A 20,241-nucleotide genomic window follows, 5' to 3' on the forward strand; every position below is an offset into this window, starting at 1 on the left:
TTTTCATCCTTTTACAGGGAGATATATAGAAAATTTCCATGTAGTAAATAGTTATACCGCAAAGCAATAGATGAGAGGGTGCTACAGTGAAATTTACAAAATCTCTTGCTCGTTTAGCACTTATCATAGTTGGAACTGTACTTATTTCGGGAGGCGTAGCGCTTTGCAGTTACATGGTCTCAGGTGATAGCGATCGTCAAGACTTCTTTCATGTGGATTAACATGGAATTAGTTTTAGAGGTTTACGGGTATGGCTTTGTCATCCGGTGAGCAAGTAATGATTATCCGTACAGAACGTGGACTGACGATCGCAGGTACACGAATCACTCTCTACGATGTGATGGACTACGTGACGGAACAATATCCACCCAAGTTTATCCGGGGACTATTTGATCTTACAGAGGAACAAATTAATGCGGCTTTATCTTACATTGAGTCAAATCGTGCAGAGATAGAAGCAGAGTATCAGCAAGTTCTCAAAGAAGCTGAGGAACTCCGGCAGTACTACGAAGAGCAAAATCGTGAGTTAGTTGCCCGAATAGCGGCACAGCCTCCCAAACCCGGAACTGAAGCTGCTTGGGAAAAACTTCGAGCAGCTAAGGCGAAGCGTAATTCCAACGTATGATTTTTCTGATTGATCACAATCTCAAAGGTCATGCCCTAGTTTTATTTGGAGCGATTGCTAGTCAAGGCTGGCTTGATATTGTCCCGATTCGATTTGTCACGTTTTTAGAAATGGAGCTATCGAACGACAGCGATGATAGGGTTGTTTGGCGATTAGCCCAGGAAAATCAAATGATTCTACTCACAGCCAACCGCAGCATGAAAGGAAAGGATTCGTTGGAACAAGTCATGCGTGAAGAAAATACCTCAGGATCGTTGCCCGTGATTACAATCAGCAATGCTGATCGCCTACTAAACGACTCCGAATATCGAGGGCGGTGTGTTGAGAGTTTGGTTGAAATTGTGCTTGATATTGATAGTTATCGAGGTGCAAGGCGAATCTTTATTCCGTAACATACCTAAACATTGGGCAATCGCAGTCGCATCTGCAAGGAGCGCGGTATAAAAACCCCAATGCAACGGACGGTTGAAACCTACTGGTATTGGTTCAAGGTTATCTGCCGCCGCTGATTGGAACTGTTAGCCCTTATCAATCTGCTCGCGAGACTACTATGTCAGAAGAAACACATCCAATCGCCATCACCGCAGCTGAGGCACCCGCACGAACCAAGCCATCAAACTACCCTGAACCGTTCGCGTCGCGCATGGCGGGCAGGGAGAAGCACCCACTTGGCGATCTGTTCGGACTAACAAACTTCGGTGTCAACCTAACACGCTTGGCTCCCAATGCCGTTTCGGCGCTTCGTCACGCTCACACGAAGCAAGACGAGTTCGTCTATATCTTGCAGGGATGCCCGACGCTATACACTGACGAAGGTAGCATCCAACTTTGCCCTGGAATGTGCGCCGGTTTCAAGGCTGGCACTGGCAACGGACATCATCTGATCAACGAAACTTTAGAGGAAGTCGTGTACCTCGAAGTTGGTGACAGAACCCCAGGAGATGAAGGAAGCTATCCCGATGATGATCTCAAGGCATTGCTTGTGGATGGAAAGTGGAAGTTTGTCCATAAGGACGGCACGCCCTACTTGTAACGCAGATCTCATATTGTGTCCGCTTAAAGACTTAGCATTAAGGCTGACGCGGGGACACGGAGACACAAAGACGCGGAGAAATTTTAATCGTAATTGATTAGCCGGACTTGATATCAGACATCGATGAGGTCTAACCTTTCTATTCAGGCGATCGCTCATTCGCAGCACCTGATGTCAAAATTTATGCCACAAGTCCTCGGCAGTAACAGTGCTTTGAAATTGTCAGAAGAACAATCGTGTTGTACAAAGCTTAATAATCGCTATCTGTGTTTGTATGGGTATTGAAGCCAGCTATAGGCGCGTAAAACCAGAAGAATTTGAAAGGTTGCAAAATGATCCTGCTTATGCAAGTGTTTATTTTGGTAATGATTTAGAAACGGATGAAGAGATTCATGCCTATTTTCAAGCATTAACAGCTAGCGATCGCTATTTACATCTTGATAAAAATTGGCAGTCACTTCACTTCCTATTGACAGGAAATTTTCCATACGATTGTGAAAATAAGGGTGACATATCGCTGCATAAGGTGATTATGGGTGGTTCAGAAACACCTTGGGAAGCTACCTATGGCGCGGTACGTTATCTGACAGTCAGCGAGGTGAATGAGATAGCTGAGGCGTTAGATCATATTTCAGAGGACGACTTCAGATCACGTCTTGACAGTTTGCTTGGTTCTCATAAGAGCAGAGTTTACACGGAACCATATTTTCTCGATTTGTATGCTCAGTTAGTCGAGTTTTTCAACCTAGCAGCACAAGAAGGCGACATAGTACTTTTGTCATTTGACTAATAAAAAACGATTTGATTTCTTCCCTGCTGCTTGGCGCTATACAATTTTCGATCGCTTTGCTCAATCAGAATTTGTGGTGCAGTGCCTTGCTCAGGTACTAGACTCAAATTCCCAAGCTGAGTGAGACATAAGCACTGATCGGTGAGCCAGCGTGTTCTATGCGAAGATTTTGCACCTGTTCTTGAATTGCTTTCGCAACCCACAACCCACCCTGTAAATCGGTATGCGGCAAGATGATCGCAAATTCTTCTCCCCCGTAACGAGCTACAAAATCTCCAGGTTGCCTAACGGCACGACAAATTGCTTGGGCAACTTGAGCCAAACACTCATCCCCCTGCAAATGTCCGTAGGTGTCATTGAAGGACTTGAAGTAGTCCACATCACACAGAATCAAGGTGAGTGGATACTGCTCGCAGATAGCTTGTGTTCATTCCTGTTGGAGAAACTGCTCAAAGTAACGGCGATTCGCAATCTGAGTGAAGCCGTTTAAATTGGCAAGTTTTTGCAACTCCTGATTTGCAGCCTGAAGAGTTGTTTCGGAAATATCCAGTCTAGATGAATAGGGTTATCCTTGCGGTCTAGGATACCCAATACATCATAAGCAGAATTCACCAAGCCTTGAAATGGGTAAGTGTCTTTATAGAAAGTGCGATCGCGTTCTGTCATATAAATATACATTTTTGTCCAGGTTGCTTCTGCCTTAGCACTGGAGTCAAGCTTTTCGACTCGTTGCACAAATGCATCAGATTTTGCTCTAGCGCTGCAAAGCGTTGCAAAATCGGTTGGCGAATACCTACCGCAATCCCCAATAAAAGGATTGTGAGACTTGCATTACTTAGTAACAGTACCTTTAGTCGAAGATTCAAAAGTTTGACACAGGAGTAAAAATGGGACTCGAAACTTAATTGTGCGCATATCTAAGAAGAGAAAATCTACCGAGAATTCACTGTTAAATGACTTCGAGAATCAGGATGGCAGCATCATATTGTGTCCGCTTAAAGACTTATCATTAAGGCTGACGCGGGGACACGGAGACAAAAAGACGCGGAGAAATTTAATCGTAATTGATTATCCGGACTTGATATCACAGATGAGTTTAAGGTTATCTACAAGCTTGGTAGAGCTTACTGGAGGCATAGAAAAATTCGGTTTTTCATCCTTTGACAGGGAGATATATAGACAATTTCCATATAATAAATAAAATAGTTGTGCTGTTGCACCTGCTTTTTCATGTGCGTATGACTCACTTCAATAATGGCAATTAAATCTTAGTGTTCGGCGTTTGTTGAGTTAGAATTTCCTCAATGAAGACTCAGTATTACACTGCCACCAGCCTAGATGGTTTCATTGCCGATTCACAGAATTCTTTGGATTGGCTCTTTCAGTTCGGCGAAGCCGAAGATGGCAGCTACCTTAATTTCATCCGCAAAGTTGGAGCCATTGCTATGGGTTCGACGACTTACGAATGGATTTTAAACCATCATCTCAATGAAGGAGCCGAGTGTCCGCAAGCATGGCCCTATGAGCAACCAACTTGGGTATTTACCTCTCGCATTCTGCCTATCATCAAAGGAGCGGATATTAGATTTGTTAAAGGAGACGTTTTCCCTGTGCATCAACAGATGATTGCGGTGGCAGGCAATAAGAATATTTGGCTTGTGGGCGGAGGCGACTTAGTCGGTCAATTTCACGATCAAGGGCTGCTTGATGAGGTAATTGTTCAGATTGCATCGGTGACACTTGGTAGTGGAGCACCACTGCTACCACGTCAGATCGTAACACCTCCATTAAAACTTTTATCTGCAAAGGTGTATGGTAATGCTTTTGCGGAGCTTCATTATGAAGTTCCCCGCCCACGCTGATGACATAATCATCAAAACCGCTTTTGCCATGATTTCCAAATTTGCGATCGCGCAACGTCTTTGTAGGAGAATCGCGCCAGTAGATAGCTTTCAGTGGGTAGAGTTAAACACAACTTGGCGTTAGGCATAGTTGCAGTTTGAGAGGGGCGATCGCTCAAAGCCAAGCTAACTGTTTTTGTAGTATAGTGTAGTGCAAAAGGTATAGTTTAGAGATCCTTGTTTCTATTGCCTATGATTGAGCAGCTCTATCTAAAAGTGTCTTTTGTTGGGAAATAGCCTAAACCGTTGATTGGAGTTCCACGGTGGTTAACCTTTAAGCCTGTCAATACAATGCATGACAACCTCCCAATCTCAATACGCCGGAGTTCACCATGATTCGACCGACCACACCTGATGACACGACCGCTCTGCTCGCCCTAGCTGAGGCAACCGGTCTTTTCCCGCCGAGCGCGCTAGAGTTATTGCGCCAGATGTTGGTCGATTCTTTGGGAGGAAACACCGACACAGAAAACTTCTGGATTACTGACGATGACAACGGGCCAGTGGGCGTTGCCTACTGCGAGCCGGAACGGATGACAGACAGAACTTGGAATCTGCAATTGATCGCGATCCACCCCGATCGCCAAGGTCAAGGACGCGGTGCGAAACTGCTACGCTACGTCGAGCAGGCGTTGACGGCGCGCGGTGGGCGCGTGCTGCTGGTGGAAACATCCGGGCTGCCGAGCTTCGAGCGCACGCGGGCGTTCTACGCGAAGTGTGGCTACGAGGAGGAGGCACGCATTCGCGACTTCTACGCGGCGGGCGATGATAAGGTTGTGTTCCGCAAAGTGTTAAACGCAGACTAGATCACGGTCTGGAGTAATGGGCGAGAGCGATCGCTCCAAAAGTAGTATTACCGTCTGTTTATATCAATTGGATGGGCGATCGTGTGGACGTTGCTGTTGCCGCAGTTTTAGAGAGACGATCACTGTAATTTGTACAATTTTGTATATTTTCTAAAATTTTGCAACTAAACGACTAAAATACACAATAAATCTGCGCTAGGTGTACTTGGGCTAGCTAATAATCCACAAAATCCGGAATTATATCAAATCCCGATGTCTGATCAAAGCAATGCACAAATTAAAGTAGCACAAATTGGTTTTTTGGCAACAGTTCTCGGAGCAATTATAGGGGCTGTTGGAACAATAATTGCATCAGACAAAGTGAGACTTCCTTTCTTTACTGTTACACCTCAATTAGAGGAGCAGTTATCCCAAGAAGAGAGAAGTTTTGTTGCTGATATCCTTAAAGACCTGGGGAGTACCGTAAAAGCACCTTCATTTGGTCAGCTTTTTACTAAGGAAGATGGAAATTTAAGTATAATAAACCTTGGTCAAGTTAAAAATTTCATTGTTGAAGTAACGTTTCCTAATCCAAGTCATACATATTGGGACTATGGCTTTATCTTTAGAGACCGTGATTCCTCTCAATACCGTCTTGCTTTTAATTACGATCTTGACAAAAAAGTAAAGTGGACTCTTACGGTCGTCACAATAATTCCTCAACGAGAGAAACCTCAATTTAAAAAAATTCAATGGGGTGAGGTTCAAGATTTCCGCCAAGACAGCAGTCAGGCAAATAAGATTCGTCTTATTGTATATGAAGATATAGGACTGTTATATGTTAATAACCAGTTTCTCTCAAAGCTGTCTGTAGGTGAATTACCTTCAGAAGGAGAGATAGCCATAGCAACAGATATGTTCGGTGACTCTGAAGGTAATGTCGTATCTTACAGTGGATTATATTTGTGGAAACTTGAGAGAAGCACATACAGCACTAGATCCGAACCTACTAGTCTACCTTTCTAACACGGGTAACATTGTATTCACCTGTTTGGCACGAATAATTACATCCCAAACTGGTTCTAGCTTTTTCCAGGCACCAGAATAAACTAAATGTCTCATCTTGTCGCCCCAAGTTTCTTTCAGCCAAGCACCCCGGAACATATTACTAGATTCTAGAATCTCTGGCGTCATTTTTACTGGTTTATAAACAACATGACGAGTATCGTAATAAATCCCAGTTATTCTCAGTCATACGCTCTTGCTGTACCATGCGGGTGTAAAGCGCTGTACCGGGACAGGGTGTGAGAACAGGTAATATACACCTGAATTACTACTAAGTCTGGTTCATCGTCCAAGTTTAATGGTTCAACGTGTTCATCTTGCTATGTGATTTCATCATCTTCGCTGAAGAAACTAGCAATCTTTGCTAGTCCCAAAGGTGGAAATAAATGATACTTAATTAGTCGCCAAAAGGGACTAAGTGCCTCTGTCAGTGCAGACAGAATCATTTTTACTTTCATTTGTTACACCTCGCCAGTGATGTCTGACTTCCAAAGCCCTGACTTTTGACAACATATCTAGTGATTTCAAAACAGTTTCTCAAAATCCTAACTTGTAAACTACCAGTCTTTGTTGCGGGCTGTTGTTAAAAAAATATCAGGGTTGATATTGACTATATTAAAATATTCACTAAGTACTTTCGATAGGTTAATATCAAAAATTACATAAAAGTGTAGTGACCGCTAATTGACAGTTAAGTTTTTAACACTACAAAAAAAATTAAAGAAATCCCGGATAAGTGACGCAAGGTGATGATAAAGTTGTACGATTGCAGACATCTTAATGTTTTCTGCTGAAAATGGAGATTACCAATGGACACTAAAAGCCCGGTGAGTCAAAATAACGATCAACACTGATTTTAACGTTGCACAATGGAAGTAAGTAACAAAGGGGATTGGGCAAGCAAAGGCTTTTTAATCAATTTGATGGTATTGCCGTGGTTGGAATTGTCATTGTTTCTCACAGCAAAGGGTTAGCTGAAGGAGTGCGGGAACTAGTAGCGCAGATGGTTCAGGGCAAAGTTTCCTTGGCTGTTGCTGCTGGAATTGACGATCCACAAAACCCGCTCGGTACAGATGCTATACAAGTTTATGAAGCGATCGCCTCTGTCTACAGTGAAGATGGCGTTCTCGTATTGATGGATCTGGGTAGCGCTTTGATGAGTGCGGAAATGGCACTAGAGTTTCTTCCACCAGAACAACAAACAAAAGTCCACTTGTGTGCAGCACCTCTAGTAGAAGGTGCGATCGCGGCAGCAGTTGCAGCGGCATCTGGCAGTGATATGCAGCGAGTGATTGCAGAAGCCCAAGCAGCATTAGTACCAAAAGCAACTCAATTAGGCATTGCTATCAGTCATCCGCCATCAATCATTGGTGAAGAACAAGTGACTCATGATATGGGCGCCCCTGAGGAAGCTTCTCCCACAGCAGGACAAATAACCAGAGAAATTCACCTGACTGTTCATAATAGGCTAGGATTGCACGCTCGTCCGGCAGCTAAGTTTGTAGCGTGTGCCACTCGATTTAAATCGCAAATTCAGGTATGCAATCTAACTAAAGGTAGCAGTTTTGTACGTGCTGATAGCATTAACCAAGTGACAATGTTAGGGGTGCGTCAAGGACACCAAATTGTCATTACTGCAACAGGTACTGATGCAAATGAGGCTCTAGTTGCACTAGAAGCATTAGTGCAAAGTCATTTTGGTGAAGATGACAAAATTTTAGCATCTCAAGCAATCTCCTCCTCTCCCACTCCTGCGCTCTCCCCTTCTTCCCTAAAAGGAATTCCCGCTTCGCCTGGGGTGGCGATCGCACCCAGCTTTCAATTTAAAAAGACAACAGTTGTTTGGCATCACGCTGCACCTATTCATGTTCATGAATATCACGTAGAAAATCCAGAAACTGAGTGGCAAAGACTACAATTAGCGCTACGAATTGCCCAACAGGAAATTCAGGCGTTACTAACGCACTCTTCAATTCAAATCGGTGACGCAGAAGCTTCCATTTTTGATGCTCATTTGCTATTTCTTGAAGATCCCATGCTGCTGGAGACTGTGCAGGAGAGAATTTTTGCACTACACCTAAATGCAGAAGCTGCATGGGGCGCGGTGATTGAGGAAGTGGCGAATAACTATCACCAGCTCGAAGATCCTTATTTACAAGAGCGAGTAGCAGATGTAGTAGATGTGGGACAAAGAATTTTGCGAATCTTATCGGGTACTCCCATCACTACTGTGGATTTATCCCAACCAGCGATTTTAGTTGCGAGTGATCTCACTCCTTCTGACACAGCTAGTTTAGATCCGACAAAAGTTTTGGGCATTTGCATAACTGCTGGTAGTGCTACTGCCCACAGCGTCATTCTGGCACGTTCGTTAGGTATTCCTGCCGTTGTTGGTTTACCATCAGAGATATTGCAGGTTGCAGATGGAACACTGCTGACGGTTGATGGTGAGACTGGTAACGTATGGATAGAACCAGAACCAGATACTTTGGCTGTACTTGAGGTAAAACAGCATACCCAGCAAACCGCCCGACAACAAGCACTAGCTGTTGCACACCAGCCTTGCTTAACCCGCGATCGCCATCAGATGAGCGTACTGGCAAATATTGGCAGCATAGAAGATACACAACAAGCTCTGAGTATGGGTGCGGAAGGTGTAGGATTGCTGCGTACCGAATTTCTCTATCTTCATCGCCCAACTGCTCCTACTGAAGAAGAGCAACTAAAAGTTTATCAGGCGATCGCTCAAATTCTGGGTACCCATCCTTTAATCATTCGCACGCTTGATGTTGGTGGAGATAAGCCACTGCCCTATTTAGGAATGCAACCGGAAACTAATCCTTTCTTGGGCTGGCGCGGTATTCGTTTTTGTTTAGATCGTCCCCAAATTTTGCAAACTCAATTACGAGCAATTTTAAGAGCTAGTGCGGGACATCAAGTTAAAATTATGTTTCCGATGATTGCCACTGTTGCAGAAATACAGGCGGCTAAGGCTATGCTGGCTGAGGTACAAGCAGAACTACGTCAAGCTGGTATTCCTTTTGATGAAAAAATGGAAGTGGGCATCATGGTGGAAATACCATCAGCGGTTGCCATTGCCGAACAATTTGCTCAAGAAGTTGACTTTTTCAGTCTTGGCACCAATGATCTCAGCCAGTATGTGATGGCAGCAGATCGCACCAATCCACAAGTGGCTCCTTTAGCTGATGCCTTACATCCGGCGGTATTGCGCATGATCCAGCAAACAGTTCAAGCTGCTCATGCTGCTGGTATTTGGGTGGGATTGTGTGGCGAAGTTGCCGCAGATCCCCTAGCAGCACCAATTTTACTAGGGTTGGGACTAGATGAGGTAAGTTTGAGTCCTCCCGCTATCCCAACTTTTAAAGAAGCGATCGCCAAATTAACAATGGCACAAGCACGGGTGATCGCAACTACAACATTGCAACAAGACTCTGCTGCCAAAGTTAGAGAAGTTGTTTTAAATTCTCTGGTTCTATAGAAAAGGTATCTTGTTTAATTTTCCTTGTGGGTGATAGGCGATCGCGAGAAATTAGCAGTGGGATCGTGGTTATTTAACGGCGCTTTTGTGAATGTTAAAAGATGATTTATAAAGTAAACCTTAAACTGTAGCAGGATTGTGGTGCATTACGGCTAATGCTCATTTTCTTAAACTCTCAAATCTTTGTATAGCCGTAACACAACAGCAGTTTTGCGGGAAGAAAATCTACACCGCAAACTGCCTCCCCTACAAATACTTAATTTTTTTTCAGCAATCAAATCGGATTCCCATACCAAATTTGAATAGGAATTCTGATTTCAAGATTTTGGAATAGTCTAATCATCAATGACTTTAATCCAAATTCCAAAATACATATTACCAACAGCACAATATGGTATCTAGTCCTGTATTTAACATAAAGTTTTGAACACAAAACTTATGAAACCAGTTAATAGCAACACTAAAAGAATTATACGCAACTCTCTATGAGCAGTGATTCTGACACTTTTTGGTTAAACTACCTGCCAAATTTTAATTGTTTGATCGGAACTACCACTGACAACTAATTTACCATCGGGGCTTACAGCAATAGCATTGACTGTTCCTGCATGCCCAGTCAGAGTTTGTAGCAATTGCCCTGACTGCAAACACCAAATTTTTATTACATTATCGGCACTGCCGCTAAAGAGAGTATGCCCATCTGGACTAATAGTAACCGATTTCACTTCATCTGAATGCCCAGTGAAAGTATGCAACATTCTTCCACTATCGAGATCCCAAATTTTGATTGTGTTATCAGCACTACCGCTAAAGAGGATACTGCCATGAGGATGAATCGCAACCGAGTGTACTTCACCTGTATGCCCGTTGAGGGTGCGTAGTGGTTCTCCAGTACGTGGGTTCCACAGTCGAATTTTACTATCACTACTGCCACTAGCTAGAATTGAGCCATCAGCATTGATCGCAGCAGCGTGAACTGAGGAAGCATGCCAGAGGGTACAAATGCGATCGCCTTTGTGCAGGTTCCAAATTTTGATTTTATTACTGCCGCTAGCAAGAATTAGTCCATCTGGACTGATCGTAACGAAGTTTACTGGCTTTTGATGTCCCAATAAAGTGTGCAGTAATTTACCAGTAGCAAGGTGCCAGACTTTGACATTACTTTTTGGGTGTTGACAGCTACCAATGGCGAGAAAATTCCCATCCGGGCTGATTGCGACTGATGAAACTTCTCCTAAATTGTCATTTAAGGTGCGGATCGATTTACCAGTGTTGAGATCCCATACCTTAATTGTTTTGTCTGCACTACCGCTGACTAAAATTTGCCCATCCGGACTAATTGCTAAAGATGTTATTTTGCCAATATGTCCATTCAGAGTGTGACTCAGATAAGCATAGTTTTCTTGGCGTTTAATTTTCAGGTTGGCGATCGCATATAAAATTTCCTCAACTTGAGTAATACTCTGACTATCACCAACTACTGCAAAATATTCTCTTAACTTTTGGAAATATTCTGTATCTTCTATCCTGGCTGCTGCTCGCATACTCTGGAGCGGGTTATTTACTTGCATTGTTCCTACTTGTCGCAGTTGCAGCCATGCTTTGATCGAATATTCTATTTGTTGACGAGCCAAAGAGCGATCGCTGAGGTGAGAGAAACTGTGAGCTAACTGCAAAGCCAACTCCGGAATCCAATCACGACGTTCTCTTTCTAGAGCTTGGTAGACTTGTTGATACCCTTCGGCGATCGCTTGTAGCGATTGCAAATCAACTGGACTATTAATTAGACTCGGTAGTAACTCAGGTAAGAGGGGAGGCACATCATGATGAACCAAGTGATAAACATCTGCTACCCAGCCAGCAACTAAACAGTGACAAGTAATTAAAACCTGACAAAGCTGTTCAAAGTCCTGATGATTAACTTGGTATTGCAAAGATAACTTACTAACGTCAATTCCCTTAGCTTTCCATTTTTCTTCCTTTTCCAACAATGCTAAATTAACAGCATTATCTCTACCAAGGTAGTTAATTTCCTCTAGATTTTCTCCCAACGCAATCAATTCATCTCTGATTTTTCTCCATTCTAAGGCACGGTTTTTTGCTGACTGCTTAACTATTTCTCTATAAGGTATGCGAGAAATCGTTTTGTAGTAATAATGCTCTTGTTCAATTCCCCAATAACCAATCCGGAAATTTAAATAATCTCCATCTGCTTCTGACTCTAAAATCAAAACAGGCTCTGTTTTCAAAATACCAAACAGAGCCTTAATACTTGATTCACTGTGAAAACGCTTACTTTCCCAGGCTCCTGCTAAAAACTCTGTCGGTCTCACTATATCTTGTAAAGAGTAATGCTTGCCAAGAAAATCTCGTAATCCCTCAGCTAACTTTAACTCAACATTTGTAGAAATTTCCTCTGGACGAGTATCAAAAGTGTCAAATTTTACTTTAGGAGGAGCAAGAAAAATTTTGAGCGGCTTGCGTTCCTGTTTCCTAACAGAATTTAGAATTTGTGAAGGGTATAAACGCAAAGGCCAACTCTCAAAAATCTTCTGAACTTCTGGTAGTTTGAGGGCTGTTTCTTGTTCTTGAGTTGCTATTTGTAATTGTGTTTGACGGTAGAAAACTGCTAACTGCTGTTGCTCTTTGTGCTGGTTTTTGTTTTCTTCAAATCCTTCTAGTAAACTCAGTTTTTGACTAGCACTGTTTACAGTATGAATTATTTCTTGAATATGTCTAGGATATTCATCTTTATTTGTTTCTTGACGTACTTCATTGCTTTTCTGTACCAAACTTGCAATCACAGGTGCAAATTCTAGTACTAATTGAATTAGTAACCTTAAGCCTTGCTCCATACAGAGTTGCCTGTTAAATAAATAACCTTAATATCTTTCAGTGTTTTTAATGTCATAGCTCAACCCAATTAGGCATTAATACCATTCAATAAAACTCCTACATATGCCGATCCTACTACTTGATCGGAACTGATGGCTCGTTTGCTCACAAAAATAGGAATAAACAACCAGACAATGCGTAATCTAGTACTCTGAAAAATCGCTTGAATTTTATCAAAACCCTATTAAACTTTCAAAAAATCTTCAAAAAATCAAAATAGGTATTTAGCAGTTTATTTTCTCCACAAACAAAGAAATTATTGACAGCAAATAAGCGATGCTTGGCTATAGGATGACGGGAGATAGCGTCCTGCACCACTTAAACATAGTCAATATCCTACACCTAATCAAATCAGATTACTCTTCAAATCTTGTATAATGTTTAACGCCTTTTAATGAACTCAGATGGTTCTATATTTAGCCCAATATATACTATTTTAGCTAGGAAGCAGGAGGGGGAGATACACCCCATTTACTTTCATGAAATGCGTTCTTTTGAGCTTTTTTTACTAATTATCCTAATATTTCGCCTGTTTAGTTGTTGCTAATCTTTTCCCAATCTCTCGCCCCTAATCTCTACTAAATAGTTAGAACCTAATTCCCAATTGTCCGTTGACACCACGAACAGAGTTATAACCAACACCTAAAAAAAGGTTATCACTTGCGCCTACTTGAACCCCGCCAGACACGGCAATACCTTTATCTGCGGAATAGTAACCTAATCCTACATAAGGTGAAACTACTGGTAAGCTCAGGAATTTTAGCACATCTATACCAGTAGCGCTATCGGAACCTACTCCAAACTCAGCACCCCAATCAAAAGCCCTTGCACCAATAGAATAGGTCACATCACCATCTTTGGCTCCCACCGAAACCCAAGGTTGTGGTACTAGTTGAGCATGAGTACGCTGCGGGACAAATAAAACTAACAAACCCATTGATGTCAGCAGTGTTTTGGTGATAAATCTGGTTTTCACACTTTTCTCCTATAAGTCCATTACCAATGGTGACGGATTTGACTCTACTTAGGTGCCAAATGGAGATTGAAATAACTTTGGCAATTTAGGCGATCGCTTTAGGAATATAAGTATTCAGAAAAGCGGATGCTAAATTATGTTTTTTCTAATATCTTTTGAACATTCACCAAATTGATGACAGCAAAGTTCTAGCATAAATTATGGATTACTTGGCAGAACTCAAAAGCTACCTAGATGAGCAAGGACGCGTGAAAGAATGGCCCTCTAAACGAAATCGCAGCAAGTTTCAAAAGCTAGTTTTGGAGTACCTCGCAACAAAATTTGAGTCTGGAACAACCTATACAGAAAAACAAGTCAATGCACTACTGAATCAATATCACACCTTTAACGATCCTGCCCTGTTGCGACGAGAATTATTTGAGAGTAAACTAATCAATAGAATGCGTGATGGTTCTGCTTACTGGTGCAATCCTCTTCAAAATTGACGCGACCAATCACCAGGCCAACGTTCTACTACTACTTTAGTTTGAGTAAAAAATTCTACTGCATGGTTACCTTGTCCGTGCAAGTCACCAAAAAAGCTTTCTTTCCAACCGCTAAAAGGAAAAAACGCCATTGGCGCGGCAACACCAATGTTGATACCAATATTACCAGCCTCAGCCTCATACCGGAACTTACGAGCAGCCGCACCACTAGTAGTGAATAAACAAGCCATATTACCGTATTGACCGCTATTCACTAATGAAATTGCCTGATCTATAGTATCTACATGCAGCAAACTTAAAACAGGCCCAAAAATTTCTGCGCGAGCAAGTTCACTGTCAGGATCAACATCTTGTAAAATTGTTGGTTTAATAAAATTCCCTGCTTCATAACCGGGAATATTTGGATATCGACCGTCTACTAGTAATCTTGCCCCTTCATTTGCTCCTTTTCTAATTAATCCTTCAATTCTTACCTTGCTTTGAGCATTAATAACTGGCCCCATTTCTACATTAGGATCTAAACCATTACCAACTACCCGTTTTTTAGCGGTTTCGGCGATCGCCTCTGTAAATGTGCGCTGTGCTTCCCCAACTGTGACAGCAAAAGAAGCAGCCAAACAACGCTGCCCAGCACAACCGAAAGCACTATCAGCAGCAATCCGGGTAGTCATTTCTATATCTGCATCTGGTAAGACAATAATTGGATTTTTCGCCCCACCTTGGCATTGCATGCGCTTCCCATTTGCCGCTGCCCGACTGTAAATATATTTAGCAACGGGTGTGGAACCAACAAAACTGATTGCCCGAATTTGAGGATGATCTAAGATTGCATCAACAGCTGCTTTTGCCCCATTCACTAAATTCACTACACCTTTTGGTAATCCAGTTTTTTCTAATAACTGAAAGATTTTCTGCATCGTTAACGGCACTTTTTCCGATGGTTTAACGATGTATGTGTTGCCACAGGCAAGAGCATAGGGCATAAACCAAAACGGAATCATCCCTGGAAAGTTGAAAGGAGCAATCACCGCACATACTCCCAACGGTTGCCGAATCATGATTTCATCAATCCCCCTAGCAATATCTTCTAAATTTGTTCCCTGCATCATCATCGGGATACCACAGGCGACTTCCACATTTTCAATCGCCCGGCGCATCTCACCTTTCGACTCTGCTAAAGTCTTACCGCATTCTTGGGTAATGATCCGGGATAAGTCCTCAAAATGTTCTTCTAATAGATTCTTAAGTTTGAACAAATACTGCACCCGTTCTGTCGGTGGTGTGCGACGCCATGTCAAAAAAGCTTCTGCTGCGGCTTCTACTGCTTGATTTACCTCAGATGTGGGCGAGAGGGGAACTTTAGCTAATACTTCTGTTGTTGCTGGGTTGGTTACGTCTAAAAATTCTGTAGCTATAGATGCACACCACTGACCGTTGATGTAGTTAGGTAATGTGATAATTGGTTCCATTGGTTGAATATTAAATTCGTAGAACAAAAATCCGGGAATATGAATATCTTAGTCGTTCAAAATTTTCCATGCGTGTTGGGGATAGTAAGGCTTGCTTTATTCTTAAAATAAGTTAGTAAACAACTTGCCTGAAACCAGCGATGCCAAAGAAAATCCGGGAACTGAAACAAATGTTGCGTCAAGCTGGTTTTACAGAACTTCCAGGCAAAGGAAGTCATACTAACTGGATACATCCTTTGTATACTGGAAAACTCACAATTTCTGGTAAGGATAGTGCAGACGCTAAACGTGATCAGGAAAAAGAAGTTCAGTAAGCTATTCTAGAAGTAGAGGAGAAACACCGAAGATGAATAAATTTAAGTATCAGATGGTGATTCAGTGGTCTGCTCAAGATAACTGCTTCTTAGTAGGATTCCCTGATTTTCCTGGACAACGTTGGCGTACTCATGGCGATACCTACGAGTTAGCAGTACAAAATGGTATTGAAGCGCAAGAGTCTTTGATTATGGCATACGAAGTGACAGGTGAATCGCTTCCAGAACCAAGTATTTACAAAGCCGCATAGTTTGGTGGCAGACATAAGAAGGTGGGTATAGAGAATCCGCTCATGTCCAAGTTAAAAATTCTCCGCGAAGATGCTAACTACTCGTTTCGTTCATTCTTTGAGTTACCTAATGACACGGATGAGGTATTAGCAGAATTCGGTTATGCTTTTGCTCGCACTCGCCTGCAACTCCCTAGAACCAGTCGTCAACTAGAACGCCTAACGGAACTACGACAGCAACTTGAAGAAACTATCCCTTATGTCAGTCTAAGTAGTGAAGCCGCAAAACGAGAAATTTTGATTGCGCCAGTTTTAAGTAGGGTAGCTGTTATCTGCAAGCGGGTACTACGAATTGAGTATCCCTTGAAGATAAATAACTTACTCCAAGGCAACCTGGATTATCTTATTCAATCCGAACACAGCCTAATTGTCGTAGAAGCAAAACGAGATGACTTAACGCGGGGATTTACGCAGTTGGCAGTGGAAATGATTGCACTGTCTATGTTGGAGAACTCACCGAATATACTATACGGAGCGGTGACAATGGGAGATGTATGGGTTTTTGGCACGCTAGAAACAGCTTCTCGTACAGTGACGCGAGATATTACTTCTTATACTTTGCCAGATGATTTAGAAGAAATAGTCAAAATTTTTGTTGGGATTTTGGAGTAGAAGTGTGTAACTAGTAAGTTTTGGTAATTGGTAACCAGAGTTAATACAATTAAAGAAAACCTTTTAAAATTATTAGAGCTTAAGTATAATCGCCCATGACAACTGCCAGACGCCATTATCACATCACCACCTTCGGTTGCCAAATGAACAAAGCTGACTCAGAGCGCATGGCTGGCGTTTTAGAAGACATGGGCTTTGAGTGGTCAGAAGATCCAAATAACGCAGATATAATTCTTTACAATACTTGTACAATCCGGGATAATGCCGAGCAAAAAGTATATTCTTATCTTGGTAGACAAGCAAAGCGTAAGCACGAGAAACCTGATTTAACGCTGATTGTTGCTGGCTGTGTTGCCCAACAGGAAGGGGAAGCGCTGTTGCGGCGAGTGCCGGAGTTAGACTTAGTTATGGGGCCACAACACGCCAATCGTCTGAAAGATTTATTACAACAAGTTTTTGACGGTAACCAAGTTGTGGCAACTGAGCCAATTCACATCATAGAAGATATCACCAAGCCGCGACGGGATGCTACCGTTACTGCTTGGGTGAATGTGATTTACGGCTGTAACGAACGCTGCACTTATTGTGTCGTTCCGAATGTACGTGGTGTTGAACAATCACGGACACCGGAGGCAATTCGTGCTGAAATGGAAGAATTAGGAGGGCAAGGTTACAAAGAAGTTACGCTCTTAGGCCAAAATATTGATGCCTACGGACGAGATTTACCAGGTGTAACCCCACAAGGACGACACAAGCACACTTTTACAGATTTACTTTACCACGTTCATGATGTGCCAGGAATTGAGCGCCTCAGATTTGCGACTAGCCATCCTCGTTATTTTACGGAGCGTTTGATCCAGGCTTGTGCAGAATTGTCCAAAGTATGCGAACACTTCCACATTCCCTTTCAATCTGGGGATAACGAAGTGTTGAAACGGATGGCAAGAGGTTACACTCACGAAAAATACCGCCGGATTATTGATACAATTCGTGAGTATATGCCAGATGCGGCAATCAGTGCCGATGCGATTGTGGGTTTTCCTGGGGAGACGGAAGCACAGTTTGAAAATACGCTCAAACTCGTAGAAGACATTGGTTTCGATCAATTAAATACCGCAGCCTATTCTCCACGTCCGGGAACACCCGCAGCCTTGTGGAATGAGCAAATTAGTGAAGAAGTCAAAGGCGATCGCCTGCAAAGATTAAATCATCTGGTAGCCATCAAAGCTGCCGAGCGATCGCAGCGTTATTTAGGACGTGTGGAAGAAGTTCTTGTAGAAGATCAAAATCCCAAAGATCAGACTCAGGTAATGGGACGCACACGCACTAATCGCCTCACCTTCTTTACTGGTGACATCACAAAGCTTAAAGGCAAGTTAGTAAAAGTGCAAGTTACTGAAGTTCGTGCCTTTAGCTTGACAGGTGAACCACTAGAAATAAAAACACCGATACCAGTTTAGTTTCTTTGAATTACTTAACTGAAGCAGAAAATAACGGGATTCTGTAGTAATATCTACAGAAGCCTATCTGCTATTTCTAGCATCTTCTAATTCGTTTAACGCTATTTATAAAAAAGTTATTTGGACTCTTTGCAAGATATCTAGGTTCTAAGTAAAGAACTAGTCTAACAAATAAGAATACACAGTTTTCTTATTTTCTCCTGCCTAAAGTAATCAAAGAGCAACAATATCAAGCGCAGGAAATCTTGTGGCGATCGCCTACCATCAGAGCAAGTTTACTTCACTTGCTCTACTTATCCTCCTTTCTTAAAAATTGAGTGAAATCTTTCTTTAAATTGTTTGAAGAAAGACATATAAACACAAATATATGAAAGAGCTAAAGAATATTTACAGAAGATTCACACTCTTTTTCTAAAGAGACTTTATATAACAAGCTAGCAAACGACAAGTATTTTGTTGCAGTGGAAATGTAAAATTTACTTTAACCCATATAAATTTATTATGAAATTTATTGTTTACTGCTCAATAAGTATATAAGACTCATGATAATATAATTTCCAGATAAAAATCTTATCCTTGTAATAAAGAGATCAAGATTCTCATCTTTACACAAATAAAAATCTGCTTATTTGCTCAACACTATAGAATCTAAATTATGCCAACTATTTCTGTTGTAATGACTGTTTATAATGGTGAGAAAACTATTGTAGAAACAATATCATCAGTTATCAAACAAACTTTCAATGATTTTGAAATTATTGTTATTAACAACGGCTCCACCGATAGAACTTTAGAGGTACTATATAGTATTGAAGACAAACGCATTAAAGTTTTCTCCTATGAGCATGTAGACTTACCTACATCTCTCAATCGTTGTTTCTTTCATGCAACAGGAGAGTTTATTGCTTTTCTGGACGCAGACGATTTATGGACAAGCGATAAATTAGAGCTACAATTGCAAGCTTTGCAAAAAAATTCAAAAGCAGGTGTTGCTTATAGTTGGACTAGTTTTATAGATGAGCAAGGAAAACTGTTAGGTAAAGGTGAGCCTGTATATTTTAAAGGTAATGTATTGACTCATTTATTAGTAGGTAATTTTATCGCTAGTGGCTCTAATGCTTTGATTCGCAGACAAGCGATTGAATCGGGAGAATATTTCGATCCTGAATGTGGAAGTTGTACTGATTGGGATTATTGGCTTAGAATTGCATCTAAATGGGAATTTGTAGTAATTCCTAAATACCAAGTTTTTTATCGTCAATCTTCAAATTCCACATCGTCAAAAATTGAGCAGATGGAAAAGGCTTGTGTTTTTGTCGTAGACAAAACCTTTAAGACTCTTCCAGCAGAATTTCAACACCTCAAGAATAGAAGTTTAGCTACAGTGTATCAATATTGCACACGCAAATATTTGCAGAACTACAACTATAATGCTGATAATTTGATTAAAGCTCGTAAAAAGTTGTGGATGGCAATCAGCCTATATCCACCAATTTTACTACAAGAAAACGCTCAACGTCTGATCATGGGAATTATCAGAAGGTGGTTAGTCATAGAACTACTAAAAACAAAGTTTTTAGCTAGCCGAGCATCTTGAAATTGAGGTAGATTAAATAGCTTTGGATGCATCATTTAGATTCTGAGTTGCTTAATGGTAAAAAAATAAGTTGATTTGATTCACTTGTCTAAACATTTGTAGTTGTTATGGATATTTACTTGTATTTTGCTTATTTACCAAAATTGCGAAATACAAGTAAAATTACTAAATATTTTAATCTTAATATTCAATATTTAATTTAATAAATTAGATTTATCCCTATTGGATACTAAAATATGGCAATAATTACAGCAGATTATAGATCCCCGACTTTTTAACAAAGTCGGGGATCTATAATCTTGCATAATTTGTGTGGCGAACTACTATTCACCTTTTTACAAGCGGGTTTTACAACATTAGAAGTAAAGATATCAGCAAAACCCAAATGCCAGTTGCACTCCATCAGAGAATTTACAAAGACGCACTGGCTCCCTCGCTAAAACTA

General features: G+C 41.5%; 24 protein-coding genes. 17 read left to right on the forward strand and 7 right to left on the reverse strand.

The window, feature by feature from the left end; translation table 11 throughout:
* Nucleotides 1–250 precede the first annotated feature (250 nt).
* The 6 genes from U2718_RS24780 (at nt 251) to U2718_RS24805 (ending at nt 2,572) form a co-directional block, all read left to right on the forward strand.
* Nucleotides 251–625, forward strand: a complete 375-nt coding sequence (locus tag U2718_RS24780) for a DUF433 domain-containing protein (RefSeq protein ID WP_342002725.1) — start codon at nt 251–253, stop codon at nt 623–625.
* A complete protein-coding gene (locus tag U2718_RS24785) occupies nt 622–1,017 on the forward strand; it encodes an ACP S-malonyltransferase (RefSeq protein WP_342002726.1) in 396 nt (131 codons plus the stop codon). Before U2718_RS24780 ends, U2718_RS24785 begins: the two co-directional genes overlap by 4 nt.
* 158 nt (nt 1,018–1,175) lie before the next feature.
* Nucleotides 1,176–1,658: a cupin domain-containing protein gene (locus U2718_RS24790; protein WP_342002728.1), complete on the forward strand. Its 483-nt coding sequence runs from the start codon at nt 1,176–1,178 to the stop codon at nt 1,656–1,658.
* Between the two features lie 123 nt (nt 1,659–1,781).
* Complete coding sequence (locus U2718_RS24795; protein WP_342002729.1) at nt 1,782–1,943, forward strand: hypothetical protein; 162 nt, start codon at nt 1,782–1,784, stop codon at nt 1,941–1,943.
* A complete protein-coding gene (locus tag U2718_RS24800; RefSeq protein WP_342002730.1) occupies nt 1,933–2,448 on the forward strand; it encodes a DUF1877 family protein in 516 nt (171 codons plus the stop codon). Before U2718_RS24795 ends, U2718_RS24800 begins: the two co-directional genes overlap by 11 nt.
* Nucleotides 2,441–2,572: a hypothetical protein gene (locus U2718_RS24805; protein WP_342002731.1), complete on the forward strand. Its 132-nt coding sequence runs from the start codon at nt 2,441–2,443 to the stop codon at nt 2,570–2,572. Before U2718_RS24800 ends, U2718_RS24805 begins: the two co-directional genes overlap by 8 nt.
* Here U2718_RS24805 and U2718_RS24810 read toward each other — a convergent pair.
* The gene (locus U2718_RS24810) at nt 2,552–2,827 is read right to left on the reverse strand and encodes a diguanylate cyclase domain-containing protein (RefSeq protein ID WP_342002732.1); all 276 of its coding nucleotides are present in this window, start codon (nt 2,825–2,827) and stop codon (nt 2,552–2,554) included. The two genes, U2718_RS24805 and U2718_RS24810, sit on opposite strands and share 21 nt — an antisense overlap.
* A 107-nt stretch (nt 2,828–2,934) precedes the next feature.
* On the reverse strand, nt 2,935–3,183 hold the full coding sequence (locus tag U2718_RS24815) for a hypothetical protein (RefSeq protein ID WP_342002733.1): 249 nt from the start codon (nt 3,181–3,183) through the stop codon (nt 2,935–2,937).
* Nucleotides 3,184–3,752: 569 nt separating this feature from the next.
* Here U2718_RS24815 and U2718_RS24820 point away from each other — a divergent pair.
* From U2718_RS24820 to U2718_RS24835, 4 genes are all read left to right on the forward strand, one after another.
* Nucleotides 3,753–4,310, forward strand: coding sequence for a dihydrofolate reductase family protein (locus U2718_RS24820; protein WP_342002734.1), 558 nt, complete (start codon nt 3,753–3,755; stop codon nt 4,308–4,310).
* On the forward strand, nt 4,288–4,434 hold the full coding sequence (locus tag U2718_RS24825; RefSeq protein WP_342002735.1) for a hypothetical protein: 147 nt from the start codon (nt 4,288–4,290) through the stop codon (nt 4,432–4,434). The genes U2718_RS24820 and U2718_RS24825 overlap by 23 nt, the downstream gene beginning before the upstream one ends.
* 247 nt (nt 4,435–4,681) lie before the next feature.
* Entirely contained in the window at nt 4,682–5,155 is a 474-nt protein-coding gene (locus U2718_RS24830) for a GNAT family N-acetyltransferase (RefSeq protein WP_342002736.1), read from the forward strand.
* A 252-nt stretch (nt 5,156–5,407) separates the two neighbouring features.
* A complete protein-coding gene (locus U2718_RS24835) occupies nt 5,408–6,160 on the forward strand; it encodes a hypothetical protein (RefSeq protein ID WP_342002737.1) in 753 nt (250 codons plus the stop codon).
* On the opposite strand, the gene U2718_RS24840 is transcribed toward U2718_RS24835, so the two are convergent.
* Together U2718_RS24840 and U2718_RS24845 are read right to left on the reverse strand one after the other, a co-directional pair.
* Complete coding sequence (locus U2718_RS24840) at nt 6,149–6,328, reverse strand: hypothetical protein (protein ID WP_342002738.1); 180 nt, start codon at nt 6,326–6,328, stop codon at nt 6,149–6,151. The two genes, U2718_RS24835 and U2718_RS24840, sit on opposite strands and share 12 nt — an antisense overlap.
* A gap of 191 nt (nt 6,329–6,519) precedes the next feature.
* The gene (locus U2718_RS24845; protein WP_342002739.1) at nt 6,520–6,657 is read right to left on the reverse strand and encodes a hypothetical protein; all 138 of its coding nucleotides are present in this window, start codon (nt 6,655–6,657) and stop codon (nt 6,520–6,522) included.
* 476 nt (nt 6,658–7,133) lie between these two features.
* On the opposite strand from U2718_RS24845, the gene ptsP reads away from it, so the two are divergent.
* Nucleotides 7,134–9,698 (forward strand): phosphoenolpyruvate--protein phosphotransferase, encoded by a 2,565-nt coding sequence (gene ptsP, locus U2718_RS24850; RefSeq protein WP_342002752.1) that lies wholly within the window; start codon nt 7,134–7,136, stop codon nt 9,696–9,698.
* A 512-nt stretch (nt 9,699–10,210) separates the two neighbouring features.
* Here the strand turns inward: ptsP and U2718_RS24855 are convergent.
* Both U2718_RS24855 and U2718_RS24860 read right to left on the reverse strand, forming a co-directional pair.
* Complete coding sequence (locus U2718_RS24855; RefSeq protein ID WP_342002740.1) at nt 10,211–12,553, reverse strand: WD40 repeat domain-containing protein; 2,343 nt, start codon at nt 12,551–12,553, stop codon at nt 10,211–10,213.
* A gap of 626 nt (nt 12,554–13,179) precedes the next feature.
* Nucleotides 13,180–13,569, reverse strand: coding sequence for a hypothetical protein (locus U2718_RS24860; RefSeq protein ID WP_342002741.1), 390 nt, complete (start codon nt 13,567–13,569; stop codon nt 13,180–13,182).
* 200 nt (nt 13,570–13,769) lie between these two features.
* On the opposite strand from U2718_RS24860, the gene U2718_RS24865 reads away from it, so the two are divergent.
* Nucleotides 13,770–14,054: a DUF2087 domain-containing protein gene (locus U2718_RS24865; RefSeq protein ID WP_342002742.1), complete on the forward strand. Its 285-nt coding sequence runs from the start codon at nt 13,770–13,772 to the stop codon at nt 14,052–14,054.
* Here the strand turns inward: U2718_RS24865 and U2718_RS24870 are convergent.
* Nucleotides 14,045–15,523 (reverse strand): CoA-acylating methylmalonate-semialdehyde dehydrogenase, encoded by a 1,479-nt coding sequence (locus tag U2718_RS24870; protein ID WP_342002743.1) that lies wholly within the window; start codon nt 15,521–15,523, stop codon nt 14,045–14,047. The two genes, U2718_RS24865 and U2718_RS24870, sit on opposite strands and share 10 nt — an antisense overlap.
* A 140-nt stretch (nt 15,524–15,663) precedes the next feature.
* Here U2718_RS24870 and U2718_RS24875 point away from each other — a divergent pair, with 140 nt between their 5' ends.
* From U2718_RS24875 to U2718_RS24895, 5 genes are all read left to right on the forward strand, one after another.
* Entirely contained in the window at nt 15,664–15,837 is a 174-nt protein-coding gene (locus tag U2718_RS24875; protein ID WP_342002744.1) for a type II toxin-antitoxin system HicA family toxin, read from the forward strand.
* Between the two features lie 32 nt (nt 15,838–15,869).
* Nucleotides 15,870–16,088, forward strand: coding sequence for a type II toxin-antitoxin system HicB family antitoxin (locus tag U2718_RS24880; protein WP_342002745.1), 219 nt, complete (start codon nt 15,870–15,872; stop codon nt 16,086–16,088).
* 42 nt (nt 16,089–16,130) lie between these two features.
* On the forward strand, nt 16,131–16,739 hold the full coding sequence (locus U2718_RS24885) for a hypothetical protein (RefSeq protein WP_342002746.1): 609 nt from the start codon (nt 16,131–16,133) through the stop codon (nt 16,737–16,739).
* A gap of 95 nt (nt 16,740–16,834) precedes the next feature.
* Nucleotides 16,835–18,199: a tRNA (N6-isopentenyl adenosine(37)-C2)-methylthiotransferase MiaB gene (gene miaB / locus U2718_RS24890; RefSeq protein WP_342002747.1), complete on the forward strand. Its 1,365-nt coding sequence runs from the start codon at nt 16,835–16,837 to the stop codon at nt 18,197–18,199.
* 655 nt (nt 18,200–18,854) lie between these two features.
* Nucleotides 18,855–19,796 (forward strand): glycosyltransferase family 2 protein, encoded by a 942-nt coding sequence (locus U2718_RS24895; protein WP_342002748.1) that lies wholly within the window; start codon nt 18,855–18,857, stop codon nt 19,794–19,796.
* The last annotated feature ends 445 nt before the right edge of the window (nt 19,797–20,241 follow it).

The organism is Chlorogloeopsis sp. ULAP02, assembly GCF_038404745.2.
Classification (GTDB): Bacteria; Cyanobacteriota; Cyanobacteriia; order Cyanobacteriales; family Nostocaceae; genus Chlorogloeopsis.